Origin of the sequence: Kitasatospora sp. NPDC090091 (genome assembly GCF_044747365.1) — a bacterium.
Taxonomy (GTDB): domain Bacteria; phylum Actinomycetota; class Actinomycetes; order Streptomycetales; family Streptomycetaceae; genus Kitasatospora.
This window is the reverse complement of record NZ_JBIVDY010000023.1, coordinates 55,392-72,103: the sequence shown is the minus strand read 5'-3', so window position 1 is coordinate 72,103 and position 16,712 is coordinate 55,392. Positions and strand designations below refer to the sequence as shown.

At 70.3% G+C, this 16,712-nt stretch carries 14 protein-coding genes; 8 read left to right on the top strand and 6 right to left on the bottom strand.

The window, feature by feature from the left end; all coding sequences use genetic code 11:
- Positions 1–27: 27 nt before the first annotated feature.
- Positions 28–2,019, bottom strand: a complete 1,992-nt coding sequence (locus ACIPSC_RS31435; protein WP_400830686.1) for a serine/threonine-protein kinase — start codon at positions 2,017–2,019, stop codon at positions 28–30.
- A 71-nt stretch (positions 2,020–2,090) separates the two neighbouring features.
- On the bottom strand, positions 2,091–2,768 hold the full coding sequence (locus ACIPSC_RS31430; RefSeq protein ID WP_400830684.1) for a TetR/AcrR family transcriptional regulator: 678 nt from the start codon (positions 2,766–2,768) through the stop codon (positions 2,091–2,093).
- Between the two features lie 297 nt (positions 2,769–3,065).
- On the opposite strand from ACIPSC_RS31430, the gene ACIPSC_RS31425 reads away from it, so the two are divergent.
- From ACIPSC_RS31425 to ACIPSC_RS31410, 4 genes are all read left to right on the top strand, one after another.
- Positions 3,066–3,647 carry a DUF4232 domain-containing protein gene (locus tag ACIPSC_RS31425; protein ID WP_400830681.1) on the top strand — a complete coding sequence of 194 codons (582 nt, stop codon included), beginning with the start codon at positions 3,066–3,068 and terminating at the stop codon, positions 3,645–3,647.
- Between the two features lie 397 nt (positions 3,648–4,044).
- On the top strand, positions 4,045–6,135 hold the full coding sequence (locus ACIPSC_RS31420; protein WP_400830678.1) for an LPXTG cell wall anchor domain-containing protein: 2,091 nt from the start codon (positions 4,045–4,047) through the stop codon (positions 6,133–6,135).
- A 687-nt stretch (positions 6,136–6,822) separates the two neighbouring features.
- Positions 6,823–7,437, top strand: coding sequence for a hypothetical protein (locus ACIPSC_RS31415; RefSeq protein ID WP_400830676.1), 615 nt, complete (start codon positions 6,823–6,825; stop codon positions 7,435–7,437).
- Positions 7,438–7,761: 324 nt separating this feature from the next.
- The gene (locus tag ACIPSC_RS31410; protein WP_400830674.1) at positions 7,762–8,544 is read left to right on the top strand and encodes an IS5 family transposase; all 783 of its coding nucleotides are present in this window, start codon (positions 7,762–7,764) and stop codon (positions 8,542–8,544) included.
- On the opposite strand, the gene ACIPSC_RS31405 is transcribed toward ACIPSC_RS31410, so the two are convergent.
- Positions 8,510–9,004 carry a hypothetical protein gene (locus tag ACIPSC_RS31405; RefSeq protein WP_400830672.1) on the bottom strand — a complete coding sequence of 165 codons (495 nt, stop codon included), beginning with the start codon at positions 9,002–9,004 and terminating at the stop codon, positions 8,510–8,512. The two genes, ACIPSC_RS31410 and ACIPSC_RS31405, sit on opposite strands and share 35 nt — an antisense overlap.
- A gap of 475 nt (positions 9,005–9,479) precedes the next feature.
- Between ACIPSC_RS31405 and ACIPSC_RS31400 the strand changes: the two genes are divergently transcribed.
- Positions 9,480–10,199 carry a hypothetical protein gene (locus ACIPSC_RS31400; protein ID WP_400830670.1) on the top strand — a complete coding sequence of 240 codons (720 nt, stop codon included), beginning with the start codon at positions 9,480–9,482 and terminating at the stop codon, positions 10,197–10,199.
- Between the two features lie 795 nt (positions 10,200–10,994).
- Here the strand turns inward: ACIPSC_RS31400 and ACIPSC_RS31395 are convergent.
- Positions 10,995–11,597 carry a hypothetical protein gene (locus ACIPSC_RS31395; RefSeq protein ID WP_400830668.1) on the bottom strand — a complete coding sequence of 201 codons (603 nt, stop codon included), beginning with the start codon at positions 11,595–11,597 and terminating at the stop codon, positions 10,995–10,997.
- A 298-nt stretch (positions 11,598–11,895) separates the two neighbouring features.
- On the opposite strand from ACIPSC_RS31395, the gene ACIPSC_RS31390 reads away from it, so the two are divergent.
- On the top strand, positions 11,896–12,225 hold the full coding sequence (locus ACIPSC_RS31390; RefSeq protein ID WP_350526837.1) for a transposase: 330 nt from the start codon (positions 11,896–11,898) through the stop codon (positions 12,223–12,225).
- A complete protein-coding gene (locus ACIPSC_RS31385) occupies positions 12,179–13,807 on the top strand; it encodes a transposase (RefSeq protein WP_400830663.1) in 1,629 nt (542 codons plus the stop codon). Before ACIPSC_RS31390 ends, ACIPSC_RS31385 begins: the two co-directional genes overlap by 47 nt.
- Here the strand turns inward: ACIPSC_RS31385 and ACIPSC_RS31380 are convergent.
- Entirely contained in the window at positions 13,765–14,550 is a 786-nt protein-coding gene (locus tag ACIPSC_RS31380) for an AraC family transcriptional regulator (protein WP_400830660.1), read from the bottom strand. The two genes, ACIPSC_RS31385 and ACIPSC_RS31380, sit on opposite strands and share 43 nt — an antisense overlap.
- Positions 14,551–14,690: 140 nt before the next feature.
- Here ACIPSC_RS31380 and ACIPSC_RS31375 point away from each other — a divergent pair, with 140 nt between their 5' ends.
- The gene (locus ACIPSC_RS31375) at positions 14,691–15,581 is read left to right on the top strand and encodes an NmrA/HSCARG family protein (RefSeq protein ID WP_400830869.1); all 891 of its coding nucleotides are present in this window, start codon (positions 14,691–14,693) and stop codon (positions 15,579–15,581) included.
- A gap of 643 nt (positions 15,582–16,224) precedes the next feature.
- On the opposite strand, the gene ACIPSC_RS31370 is transcribed toward ACIPSC_RS31375, so the two are convergent.
- On the bottom strand, positions 16,225–16,653 hold the full coding sequence (locus tag ACIPSC_RS31370) for a DUF4240 domain-containing protein (protein ID WP_400830657.1): 429 nt from the start codon (positions 16,651–16,653) through the stop codon (positions 16,225–16,227).
- Positions 16,654–16,712 lie beyond the last annotated feature (59 nt).

The following is a 16,712-nucleotide window of genomic DNA, read 5'->3' as shown; positions in this document are numbered from 1 at the left end:
GGGCGGCGAGCCCTTGGCATCGGTCGTCTAGGGGATCTGCCATTCCTGGAACCGGTTGGCCGGGGTGCAGGTGGTCATGGTGACCTGCTTGCCCGGGCCGTTGTCGGTCAGGCAGGTCGATCCCGAGTAGTCCTTGAGGTAGTAGGCGCCCGAGGTGCTCGCCCGGACCACCGACCAGTTCGTCATGACGCTGAAGCCCGGCGAGAGCATCACCTTCATGTTCTGGCCCGACCAGCCGTCGCCGTCGCCCTGGACGAGGAGCGGACCGCTCAGGTTGCACGGACGGATCTGGTACCAGCCACCGGGGTCCGGTGCCGAGCGGACCCAACCGTAGGCGGTCGTCCCGCCCATGACGGCCGCGGCGCCCGCCGACGGGCTGTCGGTGGCCAGGCCGAGCTTCTGACCGTCGGCCACGTTGACGACGGCGCCCCAGTTCGCGCCACCGCACCCGGGCGGCACGGTCGGGGCAGGCGGCTTGGACGTGGTCGGATCGGGCGCGGGCGCCGACGGTGCGGGCGGGTTGGGGACCGGAGCCGACGGGGCGGGCTGGTTGGGAGCCGGCGGGGCTGGCCGGTCGGGAACCGGAGTGGGCGGTGCCGGCTGGTTGCGCGTGGGTGCGGCCCCGCCACCGCCACTGCCCGCCTTCGGCGGGGTGCCGCCGGATCCACCGGCGGACCCTCCCGACGAGCCGGTGCCGCCCGCCGAACCGCCGCCGGGATTCGCCGCCGGCGCCGCGGGCTGACCACCGGCGTTCGGCTCCGGGGTGGCCTCGGACGGGGCCGGCGGCGGGGTGCCCGGCGTCGTCTCCCTGCCCGGCGACGTGGTCGGGGGCTGCTCGGTCGGCGGCGAACCGGGCGTCGGCGAGCCGGTGATCGCGGTGGCGGAGACGGAGACTGCGGGCTTCGCGTCGCGGGTCTCGCCCTGCGACTGGAACGGGCCCCGGTCGACCAGCAGGACCGTGGCGGCGCTGGTGGTGATGATCACCGGGACGACGACGGGCACCAGGAAGCGGCGCCACGGCCGCCTCCGGTCGGGCCCGGCGGTGTTCCGGGACGCCACCCGCGCGATCTCGACGGACGAGCCCGCGGCCCCGGCCGCGGCGACGGCGGGCGGCACGGCCCGCACCACCGCGGCAACCGGCACCGACCGGTCGCCGACCGCGGCCCGCGCGGCGGCCGCCATCACCGCGGCGTCGGCGAACCGATCCCCGGGTTGCTTGGCCAGGGCCCGCGCGACGAACTCCCGCACCGCCGGCGGGAACTCCTCCGGCAGCTCCGGCGCGGGCTGCTGGACGTGCTTGAGCGCGACTTCCACCACGCTCTCGCCGGTGAACGGCGGTGTGCCGGTGAGTAGTTCGTAGCAGACCACACCGATCGAGTAGAGGTCCGAGGCCGGCGTGACGCCGCCGCCCCCGGCCTGCTCGGGGGCCATGTACAGCGCCGTGCCGATCACCACGTTGGTCGCCGTGAGCGTGGTGCTCACGAGCGCCCGCGCGATGCCGAAGTCCGTCACCGTCACCCGGCCGTCGGCCCCGAGCATCAGGTTGGACGGCTTGACGTCCCGGTGCACGATCTCCTGCTCGTGGGCGGCCTGCAGTGCGTCGAGCGCCGTGGCGAGCATGCTCAGCACCCGCTCGGCCGGCATCGGGCCGCCCTCGGCGAGGACCTTGTCCAACGGCCGCCCGTCGACGAGCTCCATCACGATGTACGCGATCCGTTCCCCCGCCGCACCGCTCTCCGCGCCACCGTCCGCCTCGCCGCTCTCCGCCTCGCCGCCGCTCTCCCCGTAGTCGTGGACGTCCACGATGCCCGGGTGGCTGATCGCCGCGAGCAGTTGGGCCTCGCGCCGGAAGCGCCGGGCGAACGTCCCCTCCTCCAGCAGCCCCGCGTGCAGGACCTTGACCGCCACCTGCCGCCCCAGCACCCGGTCGTCGGCGCGCCAGACGGCGCCCATGCCCCCGCCGCCGATCCACTCGGTCAGCGCGTAGCGACCTCCGAGTACGGCCCCCCGACCTGTCATGCCCCACCCCTTCGCCATGCCCAGACCCCACGGGTTGTCATTAGCGTGTCATGTCCTGCCATTGGCGCTCCTCACCCCTCCCCACCTGCCACCCCGCCGGCATCGGTCGCATCGCACGGCTCGGGCCGCTCGGGCCGCTCGGGCCGCTCGGACGGCTCGGGCCGCAGCGAGCGCCAGATGCTCTCCGGCAGGATCCGCGCCACCTCGCCCAGGTCCAGCTCGTAGGTGTCGGACAGCCAGCGGCGGGCCGCCTCCGCGACCGGCCCCATCACCAGGACCTCGACCAGCGGGCCAGGAACGGGCAGGATCTCGCCCCGCTCCATCCGAGGCTGCATCCAGGCGCCGATCACCGCCAGCTTGGCCGCCTTGGCGGCCTTGATCTCCTCGGCCCGGGCAGCCAGATAGCCGGAGTAGGCGGAGGCGTGCAGGAAGAGCGCGGCGTCCCGGTTCTCCTCGGTGAAGCGCAGGTAGGCCTGGACCAGCGCCCGCACCCCGGTGCGTGCGGTGCGGCTGCGCTGCAGCGCGACGATCATCTCGTCGAACAGCCGCTCCATGCAACGGATGTAGAGCGCGGCGGCCAGACCGTCGAAGCTCCCGAAGTGGTGGTAGAGACTGCCCAGGCTGACCTTGCTCGCCGCGGTGACAGCACTGACGGTGAACCCCTGCTGCCCCTCCTCCGCGTACACGCGCAGCGCGCTGGTCAGGATCAACTCAACGGTGGCCTCGCCCCGTTGCTGCTTGGGGGACATCCTCGGACCTCCGCTCGACCACCGCCACGACCGCCAACCGGCCACCATCCGGCCCGCCGACTCGGCCAGAGTAGACCAGAACTGAAGAAGTTCTCTAGAACGAATCTCTACTTTTGACGCTGCCTCAGATAGGTGTCCGGTTCGATCCGGCCGAGGGGGCGTAGTCCAACTCGCTTTCAGGAGCTGCGACATGAGTCCGCGCTCACCCTGGCCAAAGGCCTCCGGGCAGCCGCAAGACCATCGGGCGCTGCATCAACCCGACGGCGTCGACAGCAGGCCGCGCGGCCGCCGCGAGGTGTGGACCGGCCTCCCCTGCAGGGTGAGCCGCTCCGCTCTCAGGGCGGACGTGTCGCCCCGGCGCTCTTCGCGATCACCGGTTCAGCAGGGTGCGCCCACGGGATCGGGCGGACGAACAGACCATTCACGCCGACCGGCGCCGGCTCCGCCGGGGCCGGGAAGACCGGCAAGTGCCGGACCGCGGACCTGACCATCACTGCCGCGGACCGCACCATCACCGGCGACGCCGAGAACACCGTCGTGGTCGAGCTGAAGAACCACAGCGGCAAGGCCTGCACGCTCTCCGGGTACGCGGGCGTCGACCTGAAGACCTCCGCGGGCACGCTGTCCGCGAAGCGCTCCGGCGAGCCGGTCGTCGAGGGCGTCGTGGCGAACGGCAAGTCGACGTACTTCGGCATCAGTTACCCGGCCAACACCTCGGGCGGCTCCGGCGTCCGGATCACCGGTCTGGCGGTGACCCCGCCGGACGAGACCCAGTCGGTCACCCTGCCCTGGCCGGGCGCCGGCCCGCTGCCCGTCACGAACGGCAGCGGCGCGCCGGTGAAGATCGGCCCGATGGGAAGCGCCGGCCAGGGCGAGTGACCACCGGCACCCCGCCCCGGCACCCGTGGGCGCAATCCGTGCCGCGTGCTGCCTCGCGTTGATCCGCAGCCACTCCGCCGGCGACTCCACCGGGCCCGTCCCCCCTGCCACCGTCCGGGGGGACGGGCCCGGTGCTTTCCTCCGCCCGCCCGGCTTCGTCACCGAAGCCGCCGGTCAGAGGCTTCTCAAAGTTTTCGGAAGAAGTTCTGAACCCACCTGCAACCTCCGCGGGCCCCGCACGTCTATGTGAGTGAGCGGCGGGAAACCCGCCGCAGCGGACCGCAGGCGACACCGGGAGCACCGCGCCGGGCCTCGGATCCGACCGACACCGTACTCACCGCGCGACGACACACGTCTGCCGGTGAAAACACCCTGGGGGGTATTCAGAATGTCCGTTGTGCGTACACGTTGTTTCCGCTCCACCGTCCTCACCGCCGCCACCCTCGGTGCGCTGCTCGCCACCGGCGCCGTGGTGGCCTCCCCCGCCGCCTACGCCGCCCAGGCTCCGGCGGCCGTCGCCGCCGCGGCCTCCCCGGCAGCGGAGCCGGCCGCCAAGGCCGCCGCCGAAGCCGACAAGCCGTCGCTGACCGTCAATGCGCCGGCGTCGGTCGGCCGCGGCGGCCAGCCGGTCGAGTTCACCGAGACCGTCACCAACCCGAACAGCACCGCGGCCACCTACAAGCTGCGGATCACCACCAGCGGCGCGGGCCCCGTCTCGATGAACGCCATCAAGGTCGACTACCGCGACGCGGACGGCACCTGGAAGCCCGTCACCGACACGGTCTCCGGTCTGACCGTCGCCGCCGGCGCCACCAGGACGATCCAGCTGCGCCTCACCACCGAGCTCGCGGCCTACTGGTCCAACAAGGACTCGACCGTCACGCTCGGCTCCGCCGTGCTCGACGAGGCCGGCGCCGTCCTCGCCGAGAGCACCAAGGAGGTCGCGGCCAAGGCCATCACCCTGCAGGTCAAGGACGCGCCGACCACCGCCGTCGCGGGGGGCGACCCGGTCGAGTTCGACGTCACCATCAGCAACCGCAGCGCCTCCGGCTACACCAACGTCGACAAGGTCGTCGAGGCCGACCAGCACAGCACCCTCCAGGTCCAGAAGGCCGACGGCGGCTGGCAGAGCATCACCGGCGTCCCCGGCACCAACCCGACGGTCGCCGACCGGGTCACCTACCACCTCTCGGACGACCGGAACATGGCGCCGGGCGAGACCTTCACCAAGCACGTCCGGCTCGCCTTCACCGCCGACGCCCCGCTCGGCACCAACTACATCCACCCGTGGGCCAAGCTCGACATCGGCAGCGGGTACTCCCCCTTCACCGTCGGCCCCCAGTACGTCCAGATCGAGATCACCTCCCAGGCTCCGACGCTGGCGGTCCAGGCGCCCGCCTCGATCGGCAACGGCGGCCGGCCGGTCGAGTTCACCCAGACCATCACCAACCCGGGCAACACCGAGGCGACGTACGTCCTCGAGTTCGACGTGAGCAACCCGGCCGCCCGCAGCGAAGGCCGCCTCGCCATGGACCTCCGCGAAGCCGACGGCGCCTGGGAGCCCGTGCTGACGACCTTCCGGCAGCAAAACGACGGGTTCCACTTCAAGGGCGGTCGCGCCAACGTGACCGTCCCGGCCGGCGCCACGAGGACGTTCCAGCTGCGCCTGTCCGCCCCGCTCAACAACGACTGGGCCGGTCTGAGCGGCACCGTCAAGCTCTCCTCGTCCGTTCTCGAACAGACGGGGCAGTACGTCATCGCCGAGAGCACCAAGGACATCGCCCTGAAGGCCCTCGACGTGAAGGTCAAGGACGCCCCCACCACCGCCGTCGCCGGGGGCGACCCGGTCGAGTTCGACGTCACCGTGACCAACTCCAGCTCCTCCCGCTACAACAACGCCCACCCCTCCGTCATGGCCGACCGGAACAGCGCGCTCCAGGTCCAGGAGGCGGACGGCAGCTGGCACGACGTCACCGGCATCCCCAGCCGCCAGTCCGGCGGCCCGGTCACCTACTACCTGACCGAGGACCAGAACCTGGCGGCCGACACCTCCGTCACCAAGCACGTCCGCATCGCCTTCACCTCCCTCGCCCCGGCCGGCACCACCTACGTCAACCCGGTGGTCATCCTCGGCGCGGACGAGCCGAACGGGGCCGCGTACGTCGGACCGCAGGGCTTCCCGGTCGACCTCACCGACGCCGCCACCGACGCCACCGGCGCCGTCGGAACCGGCACGGTCCGCACCGGCACCGGCACCGGGGCCCACACCGCCGTCAAGGCCGGTCTGATCACCGCCCACGACAGCGGCTCCGACAACACGTCCGGCTCCACCGGGACCGCGGGCTCCTCGGGCACCACCCGGACGGCCGGCGGCGAGCTCGCCCACACCGGCTCGGACGGCACCCTGAAGGCCGCGCTGGGCGCCACCTCGCTGCTCGCCGGCGGCATCGGCGCCGTGCTCTTCGCGCGCCGCCGCCGCACCGCCTGACGCCTGACGCCTGACGCCTGACGCCTGACCATGAGGCTGTAGCCGGCACCCGCTCGGACCCCGACCACCCTGTGTGAATCGTCGGTGGTCCGGGCGGGTGCCGGCACGCCGTCGGCGCGTACCAAGGAGCCAGGACGGCACTGGGGGACGCGCTGGTCCTCGCCCGGTCACCGGCCGCGTGACGGTGCAGCGGCGTGACGGTGCGGCGGCATGACGGTTCAGGCGACGAGCAGTCGAAGGCCGAGCACGGCCGCGTCGAGGGGCGACGAGGTCGCGGTTGTCCCGGGCGTCCTGTCCACTGAGCCGCTGGAGGCCGGCTCTGGAGGGTGACCGCGACTGCGCTGCTGGCGGAGAGACCGGGCCGGAAGCGCAGGGTGCGCGGATCGCGGGCACGTCGATGACCGGCTTTCCCCCGGCCACCCGGCCCGGCCCGGCACCGGTGCCGTCGGCAACGCCGGGCCAGAGGTTCCGACTTCTGACGGTCTGAGTAGCTGTTGCTCAATCGAGCTTGGTGATCGTGAGTTCGAGTCTGCTGCCTCGGTCGGATGATCCTCTGGTCGTGGGCACGGAAGGGAGGACTCCCGCACAGTTTCGGTGCCAGGACGCTACGGGGCTGGGCCCTACCGTCTGCGGTGTCACCGCAGGCGGATAGCCTCCGGCGGGAACGGGCGGCTGACGGGAGTGGACGTGGACATCGAGGAGATGCTGGACCGACTCGGCGTGGTGATCGGGCCGCCGCCCGCGGACGGCGTGACCCCGGTCCCGTGGGAACTCGCACCCGCGGCGATCGGCTTCCAGCTACCCGCGGACTACCGGGCGTTCGCCGACCGGTACGGGTCGGTCAGCATCAGTAATGAGCTACACATTTTCACACCAACGGAAGTCCCCAGTCCCCACGCCGCGGTGCCGTCCGGCTTCGAGGGGTTCCTGTACGACACGAAAGAGCCCTACGGATACTGCGCCATGCTGGCTGAGGCATACCGGGACGGGGACTACGACGAGTGCCCATATCCGCTGTTCCCGGCCGAGGGCGGCCTGCTGAAGTGGGGCAACAACTACAACTCCGACCACTTCTTCTGGCTGATGCGGGGCCCGGACCCAGACCGGTGGCCGATCGCTGCCAAGTTCGACTCGATGCGGGAGTGGGACCTGTTCGAGGGCGGCTTCCTGGAGTTCCTGCTGGCAGCGGTGACCGAACAGTATCCGTACCACGAGGACGTCGTTCCCGGCGGGACGAAGGAGGTCGGCGACGGCCGTGCCTATCGCCTTCGGGGTGACTGGTCGAAAAACCTTCGGGCATGAGCCCTCGAACACGGTCAACGGCCGACTCTGGGCGGCTCCGGCTCGGCGACCTGGCCAGCCGTTGTCGTGCCGATCGCGGTGAGCATGAGTTCGATTGCGGTAGCTCGGCCGGGTGGTCTTGTCGCGTGCCGAGCATGAAGGCAGGGCCTCTGGTGCAGCTCGGGGTTGTCGAGACCTTGAGCACGCCAGGAGGCCCTGTTGTCGCAGTTGTACGCCCTTGCACCAATCGGCTCCAACTCGGCTGCTCGGGAGTGTGATTGTCTCGCGCACCGGTTCGGGAACGCCGGGGGCCGGCCGCACAGACGACCGAAGTATCCGTCCGACATGAGTGACGTGGAGTGGGCGGTGGTGCGCGACGCGATGCCCGTCCCGGGATGGTTGGAGGGCAGGGGCGGGCAGCCGGAGGGCTACTGCCACCGGCAGATGGTCGACGCGGTGCGCTACCTGGTCGCGGGTGGCATCACCTGGCGGGCGATGCCCGCGGACTTCCCCGCCTGGGACCGCGTCTACGCGTTCTTCCGGCGCTGGCGGGACAAGGGCCTGGTCGGCGAGTTCCACGACCGGCTGCGGGATCGGGTCCGCGAGGCGGCGGGCCGCGATTCGGAGCCGACCGCGGGCATCATCGACGCGCAGTCGGTGAAGGGCGCCGCGTCGGTGCCGGCCGCCACGCGGGGATTCGATGGCGGGAAGAAGGTCAACGGCCGCAAGAGGCACATCGTGGTGGACACCCTCGGGCTGCTGCTGACGGTGCTGGTCACCGCGGCCTCCGTCACCGACCGCGAGGCCGGCGGGACGCTGCTGGAACGGCTGCGTCAGCGGCACTGGCGCATCACGCTGGTGTGGGCCGACGGCGGCTACACCGGGCGCCTGGTCGACTTCGCCCGCGACGTCCTGCGGATCGTGCTGAGCGTGATCAAACGCAACGACGACATCACCGGGTTCACCGTGTTGCCCAAGAGATGGCTGGTCGAGCGGACGTTCGCGTGGCTGATGCGCTCACGCCGCCTCGCCCGCGACTACGAGACGCGCACCGACACCTCGGAGGCGGTGATCCGATGGTCGATGAGCATGGTCATGAGCCGCCGCCTCGCCCGACAGGCGCGCTGAACAATCCGGGGCTCGTCTCGACCAGCCAGCCCCGCGCGGCCAGGCGTTTCGCCTTCGACCGCACCCCCTCCACCTTCGCCGGGACCGGCTCCAGGCCGAGTGCTACGGCGAGTTGCCGACAGTCCATCGCCTCCTCGCCCGACCCGCTGCCACAGGCCAGGACGTCCATGATCCGCCGGTAGTCCGGCGCCAGCACCGTCGGGACAAGCCCTTCCCGCCAGTGCGGTACCACTGAACCGGGCACCGCCGCCGTGGACTGCACCGGCCGCTCGCTGGCCACCACGACCGGCGGCACCTCCCCGTCTGCGCGAGGTTCCGCCAGGACCTCGGCCACCGCCTCACGGGCGATCACGAACCGTTCCCACACGGCCTCCGCCTCCCGCAGCTCGGCCTGAAGGGCCTCCACCCGCCGCCGAGCGGCGCGTTCACGCTCCTCCAGAAGCCCCATCACCGACGGCATCCCGGCACCTCCGCCGAAGAGACGACACGACACTCCGTCCCTGCCGCCGAAACGCCGCTCCTATGCCTGACCAGCGGAAACACACCCGCCACTCTCGGAAAGACAACGGCCTCTGAGAGAGCCGATCCCATACCAGTCCTCTGGGGGCTTGGAAAGAACGGCGCCATGGTGGCAACAGCGGAACGGAATATGACGATCTATCAGATGTTTGCCCCGACCGGGCCCGGGGGTGGCGCCGGGGTGTGCTCCGGCGCAATCCGGTGCGGGCATCTTGGTCGTGGCGGCGTCCGGGAGGGGAGCGTGAGGAGGGGGCGGCGGCGCGCGAGGGGGGAAGGAAGGCTGCCGGTTGCACTCTGGCGCTGCCGGACGATCTCTGACACCATCTCAGCCGACGTGAACAAATCGTGTGCCGAACGTTCACTTCACCTGCACAAGAATCCGCTGTTAAGCGTCGTCGAGAGATCTGAGGCCTGCCATGAAGACCTTACGGACCCACACCTCGCACCTGGTGACGGTCGTGCTGCTGCTCCTGGGCATGATGACCGCCGCGAGCGCGCAGGCGCAGGCGGCCCCGCAGCGGGTCACCGGCAGCACGACCATCTGCTCCTTCTCCCCGATCCCGGCCGGGTGGGTCATCACGAGCTCGTACAGCAGCTGGGGCTGTCCCGGCTCCGGTGTCTCGTATTCGATCACCGACACGGCCGGGCAGACCAATCTGACCATCTGCTCCTTCTCCCCCAAGCCGGCCGGGTGGGTAGTGACCAGCTCGTACAGCACCAGCAACTGCGCGGGCAGCGGCGTCGCCTACGGCTTCCACAACGTGGCCAACGACCTCAACGTCAGCGCGTGCTCCATGACCCCGATCCCGGCGGGGTGGGTGATCAGCAGCTCGTACAGCAGCAGCAACTGCGCGGGCACCGGCGTCGCCTACTCGCTCCACAACACGGTCAACGACACCAGCACCGGCGCCTGCTCCATGACCCCGATCCCCACCGGATGGGTCGTCACCAGCTCGTACAGCACCAGCAACTGCGCCGGCACCGGCATCGCCTACACCCTCTTCAAGATCACCACGCAGACCTCCGCCGTCGTCTGCTCCTTCTCCCCGCTGCCCGCCGGGTGGGTGGTCAGCAGCTACTACACCAGCAGCAACTGCTACGGCAGCGGCGTCGCCTACAACATCCGCAAGGCCTGACCTCCGGCCGCCCACGGGGCGTGAGGATGTGAGGGTGTGAGAGCAGGGCCTCCCGGCCGCCGCCGGGAGGCCCTGCCGCCGTCGCCGCGACCGGACCGGACGGCGAGCGGGCGGCGCTGTCACCTCGGCCTGGCGGACCGTCGACGGCCTGGAGCCGCCGGGCTTCAAGGAGGAACGCCGGTCCGCCCTGAACCGCACGTTCGACCAGCTGGCCGACGCCGTCGACCGCGAGGCCGGACCCACGCGACAGCCGCGGCCCGCGACGCGCGGTCGTCAGGCCGTCTCGGGGCCGAAGCGGCGCCGGTAGACACCTCACGGCGCGAAGCCGTCAAGTTGATGTCCGGGTAGTCCATGGGGCTACCTGGCTTACCGTCGCCGCTGGCCCAACAGCACCAACCCCCACCTGCTGATCAGTCGCAACACGGCGACCACCACGACAGCGGTTGGCACTTTCTGGCTCGACCGCCTCGTCAAACGGCTGCCCGCCGGCCTGGACCGGCTCCGACAGGACCGCATCCTCGAAGAGGCCGCCGCCACCGGAGCCGACCCCCCTGCACCTCGCCCACGTCTTCGCTCTCAGCGCCAGGGCCAGCCTCCGTTACACCAATGCAGCCTCCGAGTCTACCGGAGAACAAATCGGAAAGAAGCCCTGAGCAGCCACTTCGACGCCCCGCCGGCAGCACGGTTCATTGGCCCGTATCTGGCCATCGGCAGATACGGACCGGGGCCACCGCCCCAACAGGCCCGGCCTTGTTCAACATCCCACCCCGAGGGGGATGTCACCGAACGGATCAGCTACTCCCAGGGGTTGTTGCCCGACTCCCATCCCGCCGCCTCGTCCTTGTCATGCAGGAACCGTGGGTCCGCCATGCCCTGGAGCGAGGAGTCGCTGATCGGCCATGGCTGCCACTCGCCGCGCAGCAGCTTGAGCAGGAATTCGGCCATACCGCACGGATACACCGACCATTCGAGGTTAAGGCGCGAATACACCGCGACCGGCCATCGGTCCGGGTCCGGATCCGTCGTGATCCAGCACAGGGTGTCGGCTGCGGCTGTTCCTCCCCAGATGAGCAGGTCCTCCAGCCGGTGCCGGCCTCTGTCGGCGGGAGCCCACTGGTTCACCGCGTAGTCCGCGAGTGCTGCCTCCGAGAGCCTTGAGACCGTGACTACCTGCGGCTCGTTCGAAGTGACGGCGGGGATGTGGACGCCGACCATCTCCTCGATCGAACCGCTGCCGAAGGCTGTGACGAACGCCCGGTAGTCGGCTGGGAATGACGCTCCATAGACCCTCTCCGCCGCACTCCAGTCGACAGCGTCCCCACAGGTGGGCCCGATGCACGACAGCACTTCTCCGATACTCGCCATGGCGGCAATTACGGCGGGCTGATCGTCACTCACGCTACGGCTCCCATCAGGTCGAGGCGTCCTCGCACATGTTGTGCCATTGTCCGTCCTTCAGTCGCACAGAGTTCCGCCCCCCGGATGAGGACAGAACCCGAGGACTGCTCGCAACCTCACACAGGCCCTGGCGGCCATCTTGCTGAGCACGCTCATCGGCTCTGGCGCAGATCTTGGATGCTGTTGGCGATCTTCACTGGCGAGAGTGATATTGCCGCCATCGGCTGAATGCGCCAGTGCTCGTCTGCTGTCCTGGCCTGGAGGTCGGGCCTGTTCAGAGGGGTGGACTGCGGTGGCGATGGGTTCATGGTCCGGGCGGGAGATCCCGCCGCTGACTGCGCGGATGGCACAGGCGAGCAATCCTCGGGGCACTGCTGCGATGTGGGTGCGGGATCACTTGGAGGGGCTGTTCACGGACGAGGATTTCGCCGATTGGTATCCCGCAGACGGACGTCGCGGCCTGTCACCGGCGCGATTGGCGCTGGTGTCGGTGCTGCAGTACGCGCAGAACCTCACCGACCGTCAGGCCGCCGAGGCCGTCCGGTGTCGTCTGGACTGGAAATTACTGCCTGGGGCTGGAGTTGGACGATCCGGGCTTCGACTTCTCGGTGCTCAGCGAGTTCCGTGACCGGATGGCCGAGGGCGACCGGGCGGACCGGCTGCTGACGTTGATGGTGGAACGGCTGGCCGAGACGGGGCTGGTGAAGCGGCGCGGGAGACAGCGGACCGACTCCACCCATGTCCTGGCCGCGGTGCGGCGTCTGGACCGGATCGAACTGGTCGGCGAGACCCTGCGCGCGGCCCTGGAGGAGGTGGCCGCAGCAGACGAGGACTGGATATCCGCCCTGGTCACGGACGAGTGGGCCCGCCGTTACGGTCGACCGGTGCGCTACGACCGGCTGCCCAAGGAGACGAGCGAGCGCAAGCAGTACGCGTTCACGGTCGGTGAGGACGGAATGCGCCTGTTCCAGGCCCTCCTTGCCCCGGACGCACCGGCCCGGCTGCGGCGGCTGCCCAAGGTCGAGGTGATGCGCCAGGTCTGGGTCCAGCAGTACTGGTACGACGAACACGGTGATCTGTGCTGGCGCGGCCCGAAGCAGACTCGCGACCGGCTGAGCCGGCGCCACAGCCCTCGGCGTTCGACGACCGCGGCCGCCTCCGACGGGCGGCCCGATCCCGCCTCCGCCCGGGTTCCGTGGTCGTCGGTGGAGATCATCTCTCCCCACGATCCGCAGGCCCGCTTCAGCCACAAGCCCGGCAAGGCCGAGTGGGTCGGCTACAAGGACCACCAGACCGAGACCTGCGACAGCGGCTTGCCGAACGTGATCGTGCACGTGGCCACCACGCCGGCGCCCGAGCAGGACATCGACGCCCTGGAACGGATCCACTCCGACCTCGCCGCACGCGACCTGGCTCCGGCCGAGCACCTGGTCGACGGCGGATACACCAGCCCCGCCGCCATCCATCGGGCCAGGACCGAGTACGGAATTGACCTGCTTGGCCCCGTCCGGCTCCCACCTCGATCACGGGCGTTGCCGGGCTTCAACAAGGAGGACTTCCACCCCAACTGGGAAGAACGAACGCTTACTTGCCCAAACGGTGCCACCAGCCCGCCATGGAAACCGACCTTCGCCGACGGACAGCCTCGCCTGTCCGTGCTGTTTCCCCGTGCCGTCTGTCGGGCCTGCGACGACCGCCCGAAGTGCACGGGAAACGTCGACGGCAAAGGCCGCCACGTCCTGCTCCTGCCACAGCCCCTGCAGGAGATCCAAAACCGCGTCAGGACAGAGCAGAAGACCAAACCCTGGCAGGACCGATACGCCATGAGGGCCGGCTGCGAGGCCACCGTCTCCGAGACCGTCCACGCCCACGGCTTGCGCAACTGCCGCTACCGCGGCACCGCGAAGACCCACGTCCAGCACGTCCTTACCGCAGCCGGAACCAACATCATCCGCCTCAGTCAGCACCACGACGACGCCAGATCAACCGATCCTCAACGAGGCCAAACCACCCGCTTCCAGCACCTGTGCCAACAACTGAGCGACGGGACTCGAACTCGTCGCTCGCGAAGATCACCAACAGGATCACTTCTGTGGATCAGAACCGCTTGGGTCGGCCGCCGTCAGCTGGCGGGCGCTCTGGGTGGTGAAGGAGGGAGTCACCCCTCTCACCCATGGGAGCTGCGGGAGGACCGAGCCGACGAGCGGTAGCCCCCCGGTGTCTGACCGACCAGTTCGGTGAAGGCGTCGATGAAGCTGCCGGGGTTCGACCAGCCCAACCGGATCGCCGTGTCGGTGACCGAGGCACCGTCGCTGAGCTCGATCAGCGCCCGTTGGATGCGCAGCAGGGTGCGCCAGTGGCGGAAGCTCATCGACAGCTCGCTGCCGAACAGTCGGCTCAGGGTGCGTTCGCCGGTGCCGGTGCGGTGGCCCAGCTCGGCCAGCGTCGCCGGGCTTGCCGGGTCCGCATGGAGCAGGTCGGTGACCGCCTTGAGACGCCGGTCGCTCGGCTCCGGGAGGCGCAGCGGCTCCTGTGCGGCGCGGGCGAGCTCGGCGAGTACGACGTCGATCAGCAGCCGCGAACGGGGGCTCTCCAGCGGCTCGCCCTCGCTCATCAGCGTCAGATAAGCCTCGCGCAGCAACGCGCTCGCCACGAAGACCGACGGCTCGGCCGGCAGTTGTCCAGTCAGCGTCACAGGCAGCGACAGCACCCGGATGTCCGTCTCGCCGTACGCCTTGCTGCTGTGCACCGCGAAGGGCGGCACCCACATGATCCGACTGGCCGGCGCCACCCAGGTGCCCACCTGGGTCGCTGTGACCAGGGCCCCACGCGCGGCGTAGCGGAGCTGGCCGTAGTCGTGGAAGTGCGCGGCCACGTCGGCGCCATGGGCCAGCGGCGCCGACAACGGCACATCGTCGGTGCAGAAGCTCGGCTCGCCGCGGGGGTCGGACACGCGATCGAGGCTACCCGCCGCTGGCGGGTTATCGGAAGATCCTGGCGTGATACCGGTGGTGCGCCTGGCACCGCAGACCGCATCGTGGAGACATGTCACAACAGATCAAGCTTGAGACCGCTGGTGAAGCGGTGGCAGCGATGAACACCCGGACGACCGGCACGATCGCCGTTTTCGGCGCGACGGGGCAACAGGGCGGGGCGGTGGTCGACGCGCTGCTGGACCACAACGCGCGGGTGCGGGCTCTGGTTCGCAACCCGCAGTCCGACCGGGCTCGGGCGCTGGCCGCCCGCGGCGTCGAGCTGGCGGCCGTCCGGGCCGACGACCCGGCGTCGCTGACCGCCGCGCTGGCGACGGTCGGGGGGTTCTCCTTCATGACCCCGGAAGCGAACAGCCTCGAAGAGGTCGAGGCGGAGATCCGCATCGGTACCGCGCTCGTCGACGCGGCAGTTGAGGCGGGCGTCCCGCGCGTCGTGTTCAACTCGGTCTTCGGGGCGGACCGGGAGTCGGGTGTGCCGCACCACGACTCGAAGCAGTCGATCGAGGAGCACCTGAGGCAGTCCGGCCTCAGGGCCTCGGTGGTTCGCGCGACCGCCTTCATGGAGAACTTCGCGAGCGTGATGGCACCGAGCCTGGAGCATGGGGAGATCGTGCTGAGGATGCCGCTGCCGGAGGACGTCGCCCTGAAGATGATCTCGGTCCGGGACATCGGCCGGGTCGCCGCCGCGCTCCTGCTCGACACCGCGGTGGCGACCGGCGGAGTCGTCGAGCTCGTCGGCGACGAGCTGACGGGCCCCCAGATCGCCGAGGCGTTCGGCGCGCACGCCGGGCTCCCGGCACGGTACGAGGCCCTCCCGTTGAGCGTGCTTCCCAACGACCTCGACAAGGCGATGTTCCGCGAGTTCGCGAAGGCGAGGGAAGACCCTTCGGACCTCACGGTGGTGCGCTCGATCGAGCCGGCCACCCTGGACCTGGTCGAGTGGATCCGAGCTACCGGCTGGACCGCGCCCGCAAACGTGGCTGGTTCCTGAGCCTCCGGCGAGCGTTCACCTTTTCCGCCTACGGCAGGCCGGAAGTCCAACAACTGTCCGAGGTCCCGGTGCCGGCACCGGCCCGGGGCAGGAGCGGCTGGTGAATGTCGACGTGGACGTGGAGTCGGTGAACGTGAGGGTCAAGGCCGCGGCGGCGGGGCACAGATGTCCGGGGTTCGGGCGCTGGTCGACCCGGGGCGGACTTTCGTCGAGCCGATCGAAGGGCTGACGCGACGCCACGGCCGGTGGGCCGAGCGCCTGCGGTCGACGCTCGCCTCGGTCGGCCTGGCACCGGCCTGGCGGGCCGGTGCCCGGCTGGCCGGGGTGTTCGGGGTGTCGGTGAGCCGGAGCACGGGTGCCGAGACCCGCCGGCCGGTGGACCTGCTGCCCGACCGGGAGTCGTCGGGCCTGGCGGCCTGGCCGGCCGAGCGGCCGGGCGTCGCGGATTGCTCGCCCGAGCCATCCGCACGGTCGACGCCGGGATCTCCCGCCCGGACCACTACCCCATCGCCCTCGCAGCCCACCCCCAGTGAAGAACCCTCAGGCCGGAACAGCAGGGCAGACATGGCCGACGGCCGGAAAAGCCGGGATCCTCACCCTCTTCGGTGAAGAGCGCCCGGCAGCATTCGTCTCTGTCCGGCGCTCAGCCGGCCCAGCCCTCGGCGTTCGAGTACGACTCGAAGGAGTAGCGCGTGTCGCGGCCCCACTTCTCACCGGTGATGCGTTCGTAAGCACGGTCCGGCACGTAAAGCAGGCTCTCGGCCCAGATGTGGTCGATGACGAACGGGGCGAAGGCGGAAGCGTCCTGCAGAACTCTGCCGAATACCGCGCGGCCGGCGGCGACGACCGCGGCCCGCGTGTACAGGAAGGCGTCTCCCGACAGGTCTTGTCCGTACTCCTTGCGGTCCAATTGGTAGAGCACCCAGGACAGTTGTTCCGCGAAGCCTGTGACCAGCGACAACGGCGACCGGGCGAGGCGCTCAGTGATGTTGGCGGCGAGGAGTTCGGCCTCCGAGTCAGGTCCTGCGGGCCTGCAGTCTTCGATGAGCTGCCAGAAGGCGTCTTCGTTCACGCTGGGAGCATGACGCAGCGGACGGACACTTCCGACCACTGAGCGACCTGGGTGCTGTT

What these genes read in the sequence shown, in the direction of transcription:
- ACIPSC_RS31435 (WP_400830686.1), bottom strand. Translation starts at nt 2,019, where the DNA reads ATGACAGGTCGGGGGGCCGTACTCGGAGGTCGCTACGCGCTGACCGAG.
- ACIPSC_RS31430 (WP_400830684.1), bottom strand. Translation starts at nt 2,768, where the DNA reads ATGTCCCCCAAGCAGCAACGGGGCGAGGCCACCGTTGAGTTGATCCTG.
- ACIPSC_RS31410 (WP_400830674.1), top strand. Translation starts at nt 7,762, where the DNA reads ATGAGTGACGTGGAGTGGGCGGTGGTGCGCGACGCGATGCCCGTCCCG.
- ACIPSC_RS31405 (WP_400830672.1), bottom strand. Translation starts at nt 9,004, where the DNA reads ATGCCGTCGGTGATGGGGCTTCTGGAGGAGCGTGAACGCGCCGCTCGG.
- ACIPSC_RS31400 (WP_400830670.1), top strand. Translation starts at nt 9,480, where the DNA reads ATGAAGACCTTACGGACCCACACCTCGCACCTGGTGACGGTCGTGCTG.
- ACIPSC_RS31390 (WP_350526837.1), top strand. Translation starts at nt 11,896, where the DNA reads ATGGGTTCATGGTCCGGGCGGGAGATCCCGCCGCTGACTGCGCGGATG.
- ACIPSC_RS31375 (WP_400830869.1), top strand. Translation starts at nt 14,691, where the DNA reads ATGAACACCCGGACGACCGGCACGATCGCCGTTTTCGGCGCGACGGGG.